The following is a 15,328-nucleotide window of genomic DNA, read 5'->3' as shown; positions in this document are numbered from 1 at the left end:
TGAATAAAGACAAAAAAGGCATCGTAACTTTAAGCTAGCACAATCTTTTTGAATCGGCACCCGATCAATTTAAGACTGGTTAGGACTTCTGGAAGCCAAGGCCATGGCTGGCAGCGTAGCGATCCATAAAGCGAATAAAGCGATCCCACTCTTGGGGGCTGCGCATCGTGTAGGTGGCCTCAATGGCAACGGGCTGGCCGTTAATGAACTTGGCATTGACATCACGGGTAACAATTTCGCCTTCTTCGTCCACCATGTACATCCCCGTGATCTCCAAATTGCCCTCTTGGACGATTTTCGGGTTATCAAAGTAAAACATGGCTTGACCACTGCTGCCATCCCGTGCCCGCGTCAAACGCACATCGGGAACCACTTCTTCATCAACGCCACGGATAAATTGAATTTCTGCCATTGCACCAATACTTCAAGCAATACTTCTAGGATACCTGTATCGGGAACAACTTAAAGCAAGAAATCGCGCCGCAGGCTGTAGATCACCCATTCGGGTTGCTCCAGATGGGGTAAGACCCCTGCTTTGGGGATCACGTGAAACTGTTGCAGGCGATCGCGGGCGGTGGCATAGAGTCGCTCACCTAGAGAAAGGGGCGTGAGCTTGGCCTTTTCTCCCCAGAGGATCACGGTGGAGATCGTTAACTGGGGTAAATACTGGCTGAGATCAAAGGAGAGATTTCCCTTCAGGGTGGCCAGAGCTGCCCATTCAGCATTGGGACGACAGGCAGAGTGGAGGTACGCTTCTACGGTTTCTTCTTTAAGCCGCTGGGGGTCGGAAAAAATAAACTGGCTCAGGAAGTTGCGCACTGCCAAGGGGTTAGCAGCAGCAACGGTGTAAATGAGGCGATCAAGAATCGGCACCCTCAGCAGGGCATTGGCGATCGCCTGTCCTTGATCTTCACCAAAGTCATTGAATCCACTGGGGCAGACCAGACACAAACGCTCAAAAAGATGGGGTTGCTGAATCGCCAAGCGCACCACAATGCCCGCCGTTAGGGAGGAGGCAACCACCGGCACAGGGGAACCCAGCATCCGCAACAGTTCAGCAATCATTAGCCAGTAATCACTAGTGCTGTAGTCGCGGGCAGGGTGATCCGACTCGCCCCAACCAATGAGATCCGGGGCAATAACGCGGTAGCGAGCCGCAAAGGCAGGATACACCTGCGACCACTCGTAGTGGCTAGACCCACCCCCCAAACTGTGGAGAAAGACCAGGGGAGGGCGAGATTGCACCTGACCCCAGTAGCGATCGCTGGGGGTGTAATAGACCATACGGCCACTGCTGGTGCTAAAGCTCTGCTGGACAAACGTGGGCGGACAAAAGGCCATGCTACTTCAGAGGACGAATCAGGTAACCACAGCGATGTTCACCATCCACAAGCCAATGGGTGCGCTCCACAGCACAATCCCCAAGGGCGATCGCAAACATCTCTAACTCATGATTACAGACGGTGGGAAAAGACTGGGCAACGGCGGAAATTGCACAATTGTATTCCGTAAAGAGATAGGCACCTTGAGGCTCACTTACGGGGTAAAACTCTGCCATATACCCTTCCTGTCGCCGCAGGGCCACCAGTCGTGCCAAGCGTTCCGCCAACGTACCGCTTCCCATTTGCTCGCGATAGGCCAATGCCTTGCGCTGCCAAGCTGCCTGCAATACGTCCTGCATCTGCTCGGGGCCTAGGGTTGCTGCTACGGATTCCAAGAGTTCAACGGCAAAGCCCTTTGTCTGACTCGACTGTTGCCGCAGTTGCAGTTGCCGTAGTTCCTCTCGTCCCGCCTCGCTAATCGTGTAACGGTATTGGGGACGCCCCACCGTACCCGACAGGACTTCATAGGTCACTAGTTGCTCCGCCTCTAGATCCTTGAGGTGCCGCCGCACCGCTTGCGGACTAATCGCCAGTTGTGCCGCCAACTCCTGGGCACTGAGGTGACCGTCGCGGAGAAGGCAGTGTAAGATGTCCTGTTTAGTATCTGATGTGAGCGTCACGCAACGCCCCCTTGACTAAAACAACCGTTTTGTTGCTAAATTAGTCCTAGAGATAAAGCAACCATCTTGTTGCTTAATATACTCTAAATTTTGGCCATTCCTTCACCCAAGAGAACACTCGATGTCGGCAACGGTACAATCCCTCGTCAATCAGCCCTATAAATACGGCTTTGTCACCCAAATTGAGACGGAAACCATTCCCCGAGGTCTCAACGAGGACATTATCCGCCTCATCTCTGCCAAAAAGAACGAGCCAGAGTTCATGCTGGAGTTTCGCCTGCGAGCCTATCGCCAATGGCTGAAGATGAGCGAACCCACATGGCCACGGGTGAGCTATCCCCCCATCAACTACCAAGACATTGTCTATTACTCGGCTCCAAAACAAAAGGAAAAGCTGAAGAGCTTGGATGAAGTGGATCCCGTCCTGCTGGAAACCTTTGAGAAACTGGGGATTCCCCTTTCAGAGCAAAAGCGGCTGAGCAATGTGGCCGTAGATGCCATTTTCGATAGCGTGTCAGTGGCTACCACATTCCGTGAGGAGTTGGCCAAGCAGGGGATCATTTTCTGCTCCATTTCTGAAGCGCTCCACGAATATCCCGAGTTGGTGCAGAAATACTTGGGCAGCGTTGTCCCCATTGGCGATAACTTCTATGCTGCTTTGAACTCCGCCGTCTTTTCCGATGGCTCTTTTGTCTATATTCCCAAGAACACCCGCTGTCCGATGGAGCTATCCACCTATTTCCGCATTAACAATGGGGAGTCGGGGCAGTTTGAGCGCACGCTGATTATTGCTGATGAGGGCAGCTATGTGAGCTACCTTGAAGGCTGTACTGCTCCCATGTTCGATACCAATCAACTCCACGCAGCAGTCGTAGAACTGGTGGCCCTTGACAATGCCGAAATCAAATACTCCACGGTGCAAAACTGGTACGCTGGCGATGAAAACGGCAAGGGGGGCATCTATAACTTTGTGACCAAGCGTGGACTCTGCCTTGGCCGCAACTCCAAAATTTCTTGGACACAGGTGGAAACAGGTTCAGCCATTACTTGGAAGTACCCCAGTTGTGTCTTGGTGGGGGATAATTCCGTGGGTGAATTCTACTCCGTTGCCCTCACCAATCAATACCAGCAGGCGGACACGGGCACCAAGATGATCCACATTGGTAAGAATACCCGCAGCACGATTGTCTCCAAGGGGATCTCAGCAGGGCACTCCCAAAATAGCTATCGCGGCTTGGTGAAAATTGGGCCGAAGGCCACGGGAGCACGCAACTATTCCCAATGCGATTCGATGCTCATTGGTGATACGGCAGCCGCCAATACCTTCCCCTATATTCAGGTACAAAACCCCACGGCACAGGTGGAGCATGAGGCCTCAACCTCAAAAATTGGTGAGGATCAACTTTTCTACTTTGCCCAGCGGGGCATTTCTACCGAAGATGCGGTCTCAATGATGATTAGTGGCTTCTGTCGCGATGTCTTTAACCAGTTGCCGATGGAATTCGCGGTCGAGGCCGATCGCCTGCTGAGCCTGAAGCTAGAAGGCAGTGTTGGCTAGGTGAATCTTTAAGCCGTTGTTCTCGGTGGCTAGGATGCTTGGGAATCTTAGCCATTTTTTTTTGCAACAGACGTGGCCGATCATGTCCCTGGAAACAGGCGCCACACTTTGATGGTGCTGTCTTCACTGGCGGAGATCAGTTGATCCTGACCAAAGACGACACTGTACACCGCGCCCGAGTGTCCCTTGAGGTTACGTAATGGCTGACCAGAGAGGGACCAAAGTTTGACGGTTTGATCGCCGTGACCACTGGCAATGGTGCTGCCATCGGGACTCACCGCCACACTAAAGACTTGCCCACCTTCGGTGCCAAACTGATGCTGAAGTTCTCCTGTGGCCAAGTTCCAGACTTTGATCCCGTCTTTGTCGCTGCCGCTCACTAGTTGGCTGTTGTCGGGAGTGAAGGCGAGGCTGTTGACATCGCTAGTGTGTCCTTCGAGGGTGCGCAGGAGGCGGCGCGAGGGCAAATCCCAAATGCGGATCAGCTTATCCACTCCGCCAGTGGCTAAAAAACGCCCATCGCGACTAATGGCAACGCTGAGCATGATGCCCTCATTGCCTTTTAGGGTAGTGATTTCCTGACGGCTAGGGAGATCCCACAGTTTGACGGTGTGATCATAGCTGGCACTGGCAAGGGTGCGGCCATCGGGACTGAGGGCTAAGCCATTTACAAAATCTTGGTGGCCAGTGAGGGTGGCTTGGAGCTGGCGATCGCTCACACCCCAGAGTTTGATGGTTTTGTCTTTGCTGCCGCTAATTACGGTTTGACCATCGGGCGTGATCACAAGGGCGTAGATCCAATCGGTGTGACCGGTGGCTTGTCCGAGGGCAGTTCCCGTAGCCAAATTCCAAAAATACAGCTTGCGATCGTCGCCACCACTGACGAGTAAATTACCGTCGGGACTAAGGGCGATCGCGTTCACTTCATCTTGATGGCCGCGCAGCGTCGTAGCGAGGGCAATTTTTTGCCACTTGGAGGTGGTTTCTGTAGGGGAGCCACCATTCTGATCGGGGGAGGGCGTCCAGCGTTGACTGAGTTGCCAATAGGCCAGTGCTGCGACCAAGCCGCTGATGACAAGCGTGCTCAAAAGAAGTCGCAGATCAGAACTGCCTTTGTTCCTCATCCGTCCCGTACCCCAATAGCTTGCGAAAGGGCTGTACTCTACATTAACAATAAAGGCTGTGGTGCGTTTTTGCGTACGACTTGTACGACTTGTGTTGGGCAACCCTATGGGATGGTCATCAATGAATACAACACCCCTTCGCGACTATGAGCGCACGGTTCATTTTGCTGACACGGATGCCGCTGGGGTAGTTTACTTTGCTAATCTGCTGCGGTTTTGCCATGAGGCCTATGAGGATGTCCTTGCCCAGTTGGGGGTGGATCTGCGGCAATTTTTTAGCAACAATGGCCTGATTGTGCCGATTACGGAGGCGCAGGTGCGTTGTCTTCAGCCCCTCTACTGTGGCGATCGCCTGCGGGTGACCATTGACCCCCAAAGACTGGATCACAGCCGTTTTCAACTCACCTATACGCTCTACAATGCGGGGGGCGATCGCGTGGCCATTGCCCAGACACAACACATTTGCCTGCAAGAACGCCAACGGGTCGCCATCCCTGAACCTTTGAGCCGCTGGCTAAAGTCCGCACTAGAGGAAACCAGCGATCGCGAGGATTAGGGGGATAATAGGAAAGATGTTGCGTCATAGCTCACTGCAAGAATGACCCAAACCTTTCGTGTTGAGATCCTGCACCAAGGACAAACCTACACGTTTGAAGCCAGTGCCGATAAACCCATCCTGCGATCGGCCACCGCTGCTGGCATTGATCTCCCCAGTTCCTGTAATGCGGGAGTGTGCACTACCTGTGCCGCCCAAATTCAAGAGGGTACCGTTGATCACGGCGATGCCATGGGGCTGAGTCCCGAACTGCGGGAAAAAGGTTATGTGCTCCTCTGTGTGGCTCGCCCCTGTTCAGATCTCAAACTCATCTCTGAAAAAGAGGAAGAGGTCTATAACTTCCAATTTGGTCAATTCCAGAAAGCGTAGGCCTATGGAGGAGTCCCCCCTGCCCGATGAGCCTCTGAGTCGTACGCAGGTCTTAGTGGCCATGGCGTTGACGGCCATCCTGTGGCTGATTTTGGCGCGGGTGTGGTTATTGACCCCCTTTTCCGCGGGACTTCTGCCGCTGCGCTGGGATGGTTGGGCAGTGGTTTTAGGGATTGTCCTCTGCTTAGGAATTACGGGGATGGGGGCTATTTTGTATCGGCTCTGGCCCGCCTACCGCCATGCGTCGGATACCTACCTGAAACTGGTACTTTCACCGCTGCTGTGGCCTGATTTATTTTGGATTGGCATTCTGCCTGGCCTCAGTGAAGAGCTGCTCTTTCGCGGGGTGCTCCTACCAAGCTTGGGTCTCAACTGGGCAGGGATTATCGGTAGCTCGGTGTGCTTTGGTATTTTGCACGCTGGATCGCGGCAGCAGTGGCCCTATGCCCTGTGGGCAACCATTGTGGGCGGGCTGTTTGCCTATAGTGCCGTCGCAATGAATAATTTACTCCTAGCGATCGTCGCCCATACCTGTACTAATTGGCTGGCGGCTACGCTTTGGAAAGTCTCCTTTTTGCGATCGTCTCCCCATCAACCCTAGCGCTGGTGCCCCAGCACCCGAAAGACCTCCTGTTGCTCAAAGAGTTCAACGAGATCGGGATTAATCTTAAATTCCTTGGCCTCCTGCCACAGAATCTCTAGGGCCGCATCCACGGGTAGGCTCTTTTTGTAGGGGCGATCCTTGGCCGTCAGGGCATCGTAAATATCGGCGATCGCCAGCATCTGGGTTTGCAAAGGAATCTCCGCCGCCCCAATACCTCGCGGGTAGCCACTGCCATTCAATCGCTCATGGTGACCATAGGCAATGATCGGCACATTTTTTAGGTGGGGTGTCCAGGGAATGCGAGAGAGAAATTGGTAGGTATAGGTCACGTGGGCTTCAATGAGCCGCCGCTCCTGTTGGGTAAGATTCCCTCGCCGCACCAAGAGTTGCTCGAGTTCGCTGGCCGTAATCAGGGGATGGAGTTCGCCATCAGTCCCGCGATAATAAAACTGGGTTAATTCCTGAAGGCGGGCAAGGGGCTCTTCATCAAGAATTTGCGGCTCATTGGCCTGCTCGAGCAACTGCCAATAGACTTCGAGGGTGAGCAGTTGTTGGCGGAGTTCCTGATCGAGGTGCCGTAAAAAGGCGCAGTGGTGACAGGCCTGTTCTGGGCTATGAACCGTGTGGGGATGGCACAGGAGATAGTTCACCTTGGCTTGAGCCGTTTCCATTTCTAGGGTGCGGCGCACAAGGGCAAACCGTTGGCGAATCACCTCCAGTTGCTCAGGGAAAAATTTCTTTTGCTTGTTGAGAATGGCTTCAGGGACGGCCACCTTACCAAAATCATGGAGCAGCGCTGCATAGCGAATCTCTTGCAGTTGGCGATCGCTAAAGGAGACTTCCCGAAAGACCCCCCTTGAGGTTGCATGGGTGATCTCCGCTAGGCGTACTGTCAGTGCTGCCACCCGTTCCGAATGTCCCGCCGTGGTGGGATCCCGCACCTCAATTGCTTGTACTGAGGCGGTGACAAAGCCCTCAAAGAGCTGTTCAATACTTTCTAGGAGATGGTTGCGCTCAATAATCACAGCCGCCTGACTGGCCAGCGATCGCACAATGTGTTCTTCCCAAGGGCTATAGGGTTGGGTGAGAGCCACAGTGGTTTCTGGCGTCAGCCGCGCGTCGGGCGATCGCTTGCGGTTAATCAGTTGCAGAACGCCAATCACCTCACCACTGACATTTTGCATCGGCACCACCAGCACCGAGCAGGTTCGATAGCGCAGGGCTTCATCAAAAGAACGATTGAATTGGTACAGCTCGTTTCCCGCTAGGGCATACACATCGGGAATATTCAGGGATTCCCCCGTGAGGGCGGCATAGCCCACCAAGCTATCAGGGGTGAGGGGGACTGTAGTGTCCTGTACCTGCTCAGGGAGAGCAACACTATCATTTTGAGCCGCCTTAAATTCCAGAACTGCCCGTTCGCCCTGAACTAGAAAAATTGTGCCGGCATCGCTAGCGGTAATTTGGCGACTTTTCGTGAGAATGAGATGCAGTAGTTCCTCTAGGGATTGGCTCGCGGAAAGGGCAATGCCAATTTCCAGAAGCTGATCAACAAGCGTTTCGGCACTCGATCCAAGCACCGCTCGTTCAAGGGGACTGACAATCATCGCAAAAGACCCGTGAGGAATGCGCCCATTATAGATGCGTTGCAAGCATGGGGTTGTGATCTAATTGCGGTGGTTGTTGTGGTAAGGAATGCGTGCCCCTGCCCAAGCCAACTTCTCCCGTAGCGTTTGATAGAAAGAGTAGTGATCCCGCAGGAGGATAAAGCGTGCCTGACAATCGGCCATCGTCACCTGTACCCGCTGTCCCGGCCAGATGGAGGTGGCCAGTACGCCATCCATCCACAGTTTAGTATTGAGGCTGTGATCGTCCAACGGCCAAATGCTCACTGACGAGCGTGCAGGCAAGACAATGGGGCGACTCGAAAGACTCAAGGGGCAAATCGGCGTCACCACAAGCGCTTCCATCCCTGGATGCAAAATGGGGCCATTGGCGGCGACCGTATAGCAGGTGGAGCCGGTGGGGGTGGCCACCAGCAACCCATCCCCCTGGTACTGATCCACCACATCGCCATCAATTTCCATTTCGAGGATGGCGGTGATCATGCGATCGGCAGATGCCGGCTTAATGCACATTTCATTCAGAGCATAGTAGCGATCGCCCACCACTTCAGGATGCAATTTTGATCCCTCAAACACTTGGGCTTGCAGCATCATTCGCTGTTGCATGGCGTACTCATCCCGCTCAAGGCGATCCCAAACCGCCTCCATATCGCGAAACAGCTCTAATGGTTCCGTCAAAAACCCCAAATGCCCCCCCACATTGACCGCCAGAATCGGAACCCCCGCCGCAGCCAGATGCCGTGCCGCCGCCAAGGAAGTGCCATCTCCCCCCAGAACAACGGCCAGATCTATCGGCTCTGTTACCGAGGCCATAAAGACGGGGTAGGGGTTGTCCTTAGGTCCACTCGGCCCCACAAGCACATTGGCGCCACGCTGTTGCAGTTGACGGGAGGCGCGATCCGCCCATTCCTTGCTCTGGCGATCGCCGGCCTTGTGCACCACAATGACTTGGTTGAGCTGCATGGGGTTACTGGTTCTCTAGATCCTGCATTCCCTTGGCAATCCGTGCCAACTCCGTTTTTTCATCCACCGCAATACGGGTTGGGGTACCGCTGATAATCCCTTCAAAGTTACGGAACGAATCGCGGATCTCGGCGCCCTTTTCTGTGATGACATACTCGCGAATGCCCTTGTCGTGCCACGAACCCCGCATCTTAAAGACGTTAATTGCCCGCGACATTTCACCGCGAATTTCCACATACTGCAGCAGCAAAATCGTATCTGTGATTGTAGAAATATGGGACTCGGTAATGGAGTTAGAGCCCATAAACTGATCGGTCGTATTGGTGAAAAAGCCGGTGATCTCCTCTTGCTTGGCAAATCCAGTGACCCCAATCACAAACTGCCGGAAGGCATTGTTGCTTACCCCCCGCGCCAAAGCAGAAAGGGAGTCAATGGCCACCCGTGAGGGCTTAAAGTCCGCAATCTCGGATTTAATAATCTGTAGGTGATCCTCTAGCCCTGCTGACTCAGGGTAGGCACAAATAATCCGCAACAGATCTCGCCGTTCTAGCTCCTCAAAATCAATTCCCCAAGAGGAGGCATTGCGAGACAACTGGGCTCTTGACTCTTCATAGGCAAACAGCAAGGCGCGTTCTCCCTGCTGGCATCCTGTCTCCAAGAACTTGCTGACCAAGAGGGTCTTGCCAGTACCCGTTGCCCCCGTGGCCAAAATAATGGAATCCTTGAAGAAGCCACCCCCACACATCTCGTCGAGGGTCTTGACCCCCGAAGACACCCGCACATTGGAGGAGCGCTGGGTAAGACGCATGGCTCCCAAGGGGAAGATATTGATGCCATTGTTGATCGTGAAGGGATATTCCCCCTTCATATGGGTGGTGCCCCGCAGCTTGAGAATTTCCACAGTGCGCCGCCGCCGTTCCCCCTCAAGCACATTGCGTAAAATCACCACGTTATCGGAGACAAATTCCTCCACCCCAAAACGCGCCACTGGCCCATATTCATCTACCCGCTCGGTGGTCATAATGGTGGTCACGCCCAGTTGCTTCAGACGAAACGCCAAGCGGAAAATTTCCCGCCGCACCACTGAGGCGGCATCGTACTGCTGAAAAACAGCTGTTACGGAGTCAATGGAAACCCGTGTTGCTTTGTATTTGCGGATGGCGTACTGAATGCGCTCAATCAGAGCAGATAAGTCAAAATCCCCAGCTACCTCCTGACCATCGGGATCTGGGGAAGCATCGAGGATAAAGAGCTTGCCTTGATCAATGAGGCTTTGCAGATTCCAGCCAAAGCTCAGGGCATTTTTAATAATGTCTTGAGGCGACTCTTCAAATGTAACAAATATACCTGGCTCATTAAAAATCGTAATGCCGTTGTAGAGAAACTGAACTGCAAAAAGGGTCTTCCCTGTGCCGGAGGTGCCACTCACCAAAGTGGTGCGTCCTTGGGGCAGTCCCCCATGGCTGATGTCGTCAAATCCCTCAATCATTGTCGGGATTTTCTTGACTTCCGCAGGCGATTGCTCAGTTGTACTGAACTGACTTTCAGGTAGGTTCGTCATAGAAGATGTTGAGATCAGTATGCTGCCAAAAATTCCAAAAGGTTATTCTAAACTGAGATACTCTAACCACTGCGCCTATTCCAAACTGAGATCGTCATCCGCTGGCTCACCAATTTCTTCATACAGCAAGTCCAAGCCAATGAGCACCTTCTCTCGGTTGGACAGATCACCGATGATGCGACGTACAGGCGGCGGCAAGACTTTGGCAAGGGTTGGGGTCGCTAAAATTTTATCCTCCTCCGCCAGTTGCGGATTTTTTAGGACATCAATCACTTTGAGGGCATAAACCCCCTTAAATTCCTTTTCAAGAATATTATTGAGGGTTTTCAGAGCCCGCACGGAGTTGGGGGTGTTGCCGGCCACGTAGAGTTTGAGAACGTAAGTTTTCCGCAGTGGGGTCATGGGCGCTACACCTCACGCGGAATTGAGCGACGGTACATTTCGCACAAATGGGCAATGACATCAATGAGGGTCAGGCGATAATCGAGCAAAATGTCCTCACTGCGGCCTTCCAGTTTGAGTTGCTTAGAAAAATTATCCATGAGTTCAACGTGAATCTCTAGGACTTGGGAAACGGAAATATCTGCGAAGAATGCTTTGCTAACAAATTCATCAATACGCTCATTAACTTTGGAATTACTGCTGAAGTACTCCAGAATAATGGTACGATAAATTGAGCGCAACTCATCGAGGAGCTTGCGCTTGTCGGCAGCGGACATCCGCCGAAAGAAAAAGGCGGTATCGCGCTTATAATACACCCCAAGGTAGCCTAGGCGCTCCTTTAATTTTTGGGACAAACGGTGCTGGGGGTCAAGGTTGCCACTGTCCTTGAGGGTCGGCATGCGGAACATGACGTGGGGGGGCACCGCACACCCCGGACACAACTTGATAAATCCGGTGATGGCCTCCTCAATAGACTGATTCAGGGAATGCAGATTATCGGTGCTAAGAATGATTTCAGCAATGTGATAGTGGGGGCCTGGGGGAAGTGGCGACAGGTCAGCCGGAAAGATAATAATTGCCGGCAGGAGTGTGGCGCTGTGGTGCAGGTAGGTAATGATTTGCGGAGTCCCCTCTCCCCATTCTAAAATTAAACAAGCGATGCTATTTCGCCGCTGCTCTACATAGCTGCAAAACTCTCTCTCGGTCGAAAAGTAAACCAGTTCATCGATGTCGGAGTTGTGCAAACGGACTAATTCTTGGCCAATAGCGGGCGAGTAAACTAAGCCACAGATTGTTAGTGCGGTTGACTGCGCCACGTGCTTTCAGAACTTGAGTTTGCATCTGATAGCATCCTATCACTTTCTCGCTGGTGGTGGCAGTGTTTTCTGGAGGAGTGTTGCCATTTCATTACAAGCTTAGGACCAACAGCCCTGCTCACAAGGACAGAACACACTCAAGAATGGCAAAGCCGGCGTAAAACGGCATCCTACTTCATTATTTGATGTATCCCCCGTTGCAAAAAAGGGCTGTATCCATGAATTCCCTCTCCCTAGCCAGCTTTACTGAACCTGCAATGACGGTGGGGGCAGGTTTGTCTCTCAGCGAGGTGTGCCAGCGTTGGCAAGAAACCCTCCCAGAGACGATCGTCATTGTGGATGAGGGGCAAAAACCCTTGGGAGTGGTGCAGGGCTGGCGGTTGGCGTTGAGTTTGGAGCGGGAAGGGACGTTAGCCGACTTGGCGGTGGGGAGTGTGACGGCTTCTTGGCGATCGCCCGTGATGGTGGTACCCGCAACGTGGACACTATTGCAGTTTCAGGGGTGGTTGCGCAGCCAAGTCCAGATGCCAGCCTATATTGCGGTTGTGGATGCACAGGGTTGTTTTTTGGGACTGCTGGATCAGCAACGCTTGCTCTATCGCTGGGCGTGCCAGCCCCCTTTGCCTTGGCTGGAGGTGATTGAAGAATTGCCTTTGCCGGTACAAATTCAAAACGCCCAAGGGAGAGTCGTTTGGCAAAATCGCGCTTGGTCAGAACACTTAACTGATTTCTTGCCACTGGTGCAGCCTAAGTTTGAAGGCATGAATTGTCAGGCACTAGAGGCGCGATCGCGTAGCGCGCCCTTCGGGCGATCGCTCTGGCAGGTGTGTTCGTTTCCCTTGAATTTAACGTCGTTGGACTGGGAGAAGGCAGAAAGCGGTGTCGCGGTGGCGAGCGATCGCTATTGGTTATTTTTTGCCCAACGGCGGCAGGAGTCAGATCCGACGACCCCCACCCGCTTGCACCAACTGCGCCTCCATCAGCAAAAGCGCCTCCTCCTGAGCTTGGGGCATGAACTCAAAAATCCCCTAACGGCGATTCTCAGCCTCACCCAACTTTTGTGGCAGCACCCTCTACCAGAGCAACAGGACTACCTTGCCCTGATCCAGCGTAGCGGTTGGCAAATGAATCGCCTCATTCAGGCGTGGCAGGACCACACCCGTGCCCTTTGGCGAGAGTTGGAATTGCAATGGGAAACCGTAGAATTGGCGGGTTTGTGGTTGCGATCGCAGGAGTTGGCGGAGCATCTTTACCATCTAACCCCGCCGGGTTGGCAGTGGCAGTGGCACATTGATCAGCCCTTGAGCCATGTGTACCTCTACGGCGATGCTCTGCGGCTACGGCAGATTCTTGCCCATCTCTTGGGGTGGCTGATGCTCTTTCCCAGCGATCGCTATGGACTACGCCTGAGTCGCTGGCAAAATTGGCTGGCGCTGCAACTGTGGGAAGAGGGACATGGCATTCCCCTCAAGGATCACGATCGCCTGCTGCACGAATGCCTCGAGGACTACGCCGAAGTCACCATGGGGCTGATGCTCGCCCGCCAACTCTGTCGTCTCCACAATGGTGAGCTTTCCTTTATTGCCCAAGCTGACGACTCCAGTGAGTGGACAGTACTACTGCCCTTTGCTGAGGAACTTCCCCCTGAATTACCCACTACGGCTCAATTGATCCTTTTGGTCAGTAATGATGCCACGTGGATCATGGACACGACTTCCGCATTGCAGCGCAGTCACTACGGCTATGTGGTCGCTCGCCATCCCCTTGAAGCGCTGGATAAGCTGGAGCAACTGCAACCCACGGCCATTGTTGTCCGCCCCGCCAGTAGTCTCATTTTGGCTGATGTGGTTGAGAGTCTGGCCACCAGCCCCTTCACGGCCACTGTTCCGTTGATCATCCTCTCCGATGAAGCCACTCCCTTGGGCTTGACCGGTTTTGTGCAACGGCTGCCCTTGAGTAGTCATCCCAGCCTGCTGATTGATGTCCTCGATCGCTGGTGTTTCCCGCGATTGGCTGCTCCAGTCGAAGAATCGACTTTTGAGCGTCCCCTCCTCAATCAAACGGTACTCCGCCTCGGCCTCCTCCATGACATTAGCCTGCCCCACCTGCGGCTCCTCGAAGCAGAAGACCTCGAACAGGCCGATCTCTTGGTGGAGATTTGGCAACCCGATGTTCTGATTTGGGATTTGCCCGCTGACGAGGTCGCCGATCTGGAGAATCATCCCAAACTGCGAAAACTCCCCATGATTACCTTGGCCGAAGATAGCAGCCGAGCCATTCATCAATTGGGGGATGTCATGGTCTTTCCCTGCCTCAACCTTGCGGACTTAATGGATGTGGTGCTCCTTGCCGCGACGGTGAAAGCTCAAAGCTGACTCAGCACTGTCCGCGCTGCCGCAATGGTGCGCTCAATATCCGCCTCTGTATGGGCAAGGGAAGTAAAGCCCGCTTCAAACTGGGATGGCGCAAGGTAAATCCCCTGCTCCAACATACCCCGGTGGAAGGCCGCAAACTTTTTCAAATCGGACTGCTTGGCTTGCTCATAGTTCGTCACCGGACCAGCGGTGAAAAAGAGACCAAACATGCCACTGATGTGCCCACCACACACCTCATGGCCAAATTCCCGTGCGGCCTCTAACAGTCCTTGGATCAGCTTGCCTGTGATCCGATCCAGCTGCTCATAGCTACCGGGGCGGCTGAGAATTTCCAAGGTTTTAATGCCCGCTGTCATTGCCAAGGGATTGCCAGAGAGGGTACCCGCTTGATACACCGGTCCTGCCGGCGCCACCATCTTCATAATGTCAGCGCGACCGCCATAGGCACCCACCGGTAGGCCACCGCCAATCACTTTTCCGAGGGTGGTGAGGTCTGGTGTCACACCAAATTTTTCCTGAGCACCACCATAGGCGATGCGAAAGCCGGTCATGACTTCATCAAAGACCAAGAGGGCACCGTACTGTTTTGTCAGCTCTCGCAGCCCTTCGAGAAAGCCGGCATCTGGCGGAATAAAACCCGCATTGCCGACCACAGGTTCAAGGATCACCCCCGCAATGTCATCGGGATACTGTTCAAAGAGGCGACTGACCGCTTCGAGATCGTTGTAGGGTGCGGTTAATGTGGCGGCGGTGGTTGCTTTCGGCACGCCGGGAGAATCGGGTAAACCCAATGTAGCGACTCCTGACCCTGCTTTGACCAAGAACATATCGGCATGACCGTGGTAGCAGCCTTCAAACTTGATCACCTTTTCCCGCTGGGTATAGGCACGCATGAGCCGCAGCACTGCCATACAGGCTTCGGTGCCAGAATTCACAAAGCGCACCATCTCGACACTAGGGACAGCGGCAATCACCATTTCCGCCAAGATATTCTCAAGCACGCAGGGGGCGCCAAAGCTGGTTCCCTTTTCAAGGGCGGCATGGAGAGCATCAATGACTTCGGGATGGGCATGGCCGACGATCGCGGGTCCCCAAGACCCCACATAGTCAATGTATTGGTTGCCGTCTACATCCCAAATGTGGGCACCCTTGACGTGATCAAAGACAATGGGCTGGCCGCCGACGGACTTGAAGGCACGCACAGGTGAACTGACGCCACCGGGCATGAGTTTTTGGGCAGCGGCAAAAATTTCTTGGGATTTTGTGGTTTGAAAAACGGTCGTGGTCAACGTCAACTCCCTCAAGCATTGGCGTGCTCACAGTATTATAGGC

15 protein-coding genes are annotated in these 15,328 nt (G+C 53.6%); 5 read left to right on the top strand and 10 right to left on the bottom strand.

Annotated elements, in window-relative coordinates:
* Positions 1-79 precede the first annotated feature (79 nt).
* The 3 genes from psb28 to sufR are packed head-to-tail and all read right to left on the bottom strand — an operon-like array spanning position 80 to position 2,002.
* Positions 80-412, bottom strand: a complete 333-nt coding sequence (gene psb28, locus RHK62_RS11210; RefSeq protein ID WP_149818920.1) for a photosystem II reaction center protein Psb28 — start codon at positions 410-412, stop codon at positions 80-82.
* 50 nt (positions 413-462) lie between these two features.
* On the bottom strand, positions 463-1,341 hold the full coding sequence (locus RHK62_RS11205; RefSeq protein WP_310453731.1) for an alpha/beta hydrolase: 879 nt from the start codon (positions 1,339-1,341) through the stop codon (positions 463-465).
* A 1-nt stretch (position 1,342) separates the two neighbouring features.
* A complete protein-coding gene (gene sufR / locus RHK62_RS11200) occupies positions 1,343-2,002 on the bottom strand; it encodes an iron-sulfur cluster biosynthesis transcriptional regulator SufR (RefSeq protein WP_149818916.1) in 660 nt (219 codons plus the stop codon).
* 121 nt (positions 2,003-2,123) lie between these two features.
* Here sufR and sufB point away from each other — a divergent pair, with 121 nt between their 5' ends.
* Positions 2,124-3,560, top strand: a complete 1,437-nt coding sequence (gene sufB, locus RHK62_RS11195; RefSeq protein ID WP_310453730.1) for a Fe-S cluster assembly protein SufB — start codon at positions 2,124-2,126, stop codon at positions 3,558-3,560.
* 80 nt (positions 3,561-3,640) lie between these two features.
* On the opposite strand, the gene RHK62_RS11190 is transcribed toward sufB, so the two are convergent.
* Positions 3,641-4,684 carry a WD40 repeat domain-containing protein gene (locus RHK62_RS11190; protein ID WP_310453729.1) on the bottom strand — a complete coding sequence of 348 codons (1,044 nt, stop codon included), beginning with the start codon at positions 4,682-4,684 and terminating at the stop codon, positions 3,641-3,643.
* Positions 4,685-4,805: 121 nt separating this feature from the next.
* On the opposite strand from RHK62_RS11190, the gene RHK62_RS11185 reads away from it, so the two are divergent.
* From RHK62_RS11185 to RHK62_RS11175, 3 genes are read left to right on the top strand one after another with little or no spacing between them, the layout of a single operon-like run.
* Positions 4,806-5,240 carry a thioesterase family protein gene (locus RHK62_RS11185; protein ID WP_302678168.1) on the top strand — a complete coding sequence of 145 codons (435 nt, stop codon included), beginning with the start codon at positions 4,806-4,808 and terminating at the stop codon, positions 5,238-5,240.
* Positions 5,241-5,282: 42 nt separating this feature from the next.
* Complete coding sequence (locus tag RHK62_RS11180) at positions 5,283-5,609, top strand: 2Fe-2S iron-sulfur cluster-binding protein (RefSeq protein ID WP_149818908.1); 327 nt, start codon at positions 5,283-5,285, stop codon at positions 5,607-5,609.
* Between the two features lie 4 nt (positions 5,610-5,613).
* Positions 5,614-6,210 (top strand): CPBP family intramembrane glutamic endopeptidase, encoded by a 597-nt coding sequence (locus tag RHK62_RS11175; protein ID WP_206199966.1) that lies wholly within the window; start codon positions 5,614-5,616, stop codon positions 6,208-6,210.
* Here RHK62_RS11175 and RHK62_RS11170 read toward each other — a convergent pair.
* The 5 genes from RHK62_RS11170 to RHK62_RS11150 form a co-directional block, all read right to left on the bottom strand.
* Complete coding sequence (locus RHK62_RS11170; protein ID WP_302678167.1) at positions 6,207-7,820, bottom strand: HD family phosphohydrolase; 1,614 nt, start codon at positions 7,818-7,820, stop codon at positions 6,207-6,209. The two genes, RHK62_RS11175 and RHK62_RS11170, sit on opposite strands and share 4 nt — an antisense overlap.
* A 60-nt stretch (positions 7,821-7,880) precedes the next feature.
* Positions 7,881-8,801: an NAD(+) kinase gene (locus tag RHK62_RS11165; RefSeq protein WP_206199964.1), complete on the bottom strand. Its 921-nt coding sequence runs from the start codon at positions 8,799-8,801 to the stop codon at positions 7,881-7,883.
* A 4-nt stretch (positions 8,802-8,805) separates the two neighbouring features.
* Positions 8,806-10,362: a circadian clock protein KaiC gene (kaiC, locus tag RHK62_RS11160; RefSeq protein ID WP_302678166.1), complete on the bottom strand. Its 1,557-nt coding sequence runs from the start codon at positions 10,360-10,362 to the stop codon at positions 8,806-8,808.
* Positions 10,363-10,437: 75 nt separating this feature from the next.
* Complete coding sequence (kaiB, locus tag RHK62_RS11155; RefSeq protein ID WP_302678165.1) at positions 10,438-10,764, bottom strand: circadian clock protein KaiB; 327 nt, start codon at positions 10,762-10,764, stop codon at positions 10,438-10,440.
* A gap of 5 nt (positions 10,765-10,769) precedes the next feature.
* Positions 10,770-11,621: a circadian clock protein KaiA gene (locus tag RHK62_RS11150; protein ID WP_310453728.1), complete on the bottom strand. Its 852-nt coding sequence runs from the start codon at positions 11,619-11,621 to the stop codon at positions 10,770-10,772.
* Between the two features lie 218 nt (positions 11,622-11,839).
* On the opposite strand from RHK62_RS11150, the gene RHK62_RS11145 reads away from it, so the two are divergent.
* On the top strand, positions 11,840-13,996 hold the full coding sequence (locus tag RHK62_RS11145; RefSeq protein WP_206199960.1) for a HAMP domain-containing sensor histidine kinase: 2,157 nt from the start codon (positions 11,840-11,842) through the stop codon (positions 13,994-13,996).
* Here RHK62_RS11145 and hemL read toward each other — a convergent pair.
* Positions 13,987-15,222, bottom strand: a complete 1,236-nt coding sequence (hemL, locus tag RHK62_RS11140; RefSeq protein ID WP_315862931.1) for a glutamate-1-semialdehyde 2,1-aminomutase — start codon at positions 15,220-15,222, stop codon at positions 13,987-13,989. The genes RHK62_RS11145 and hemL overlap by 10 nt on opposite strands.
* Between the last annotated feature and the right edge of the window lie 106 nt (positions 15,223-15,328).

Origin of the sequence: Thermosynechococcus sp. HY213, assembly GCF_031460975.1 — a bacterium.
Lineage (GTDB): Bacteria > Cyanobacteriota > Cyanobacteriia > Thermosynechococcales > Thermosynechococcaceae > Thermosynechococcus.
Note: the sequence above shows the minus strand (reverse complement) of the source record. Positions and strands in the feature narration are given on the sequence as shown.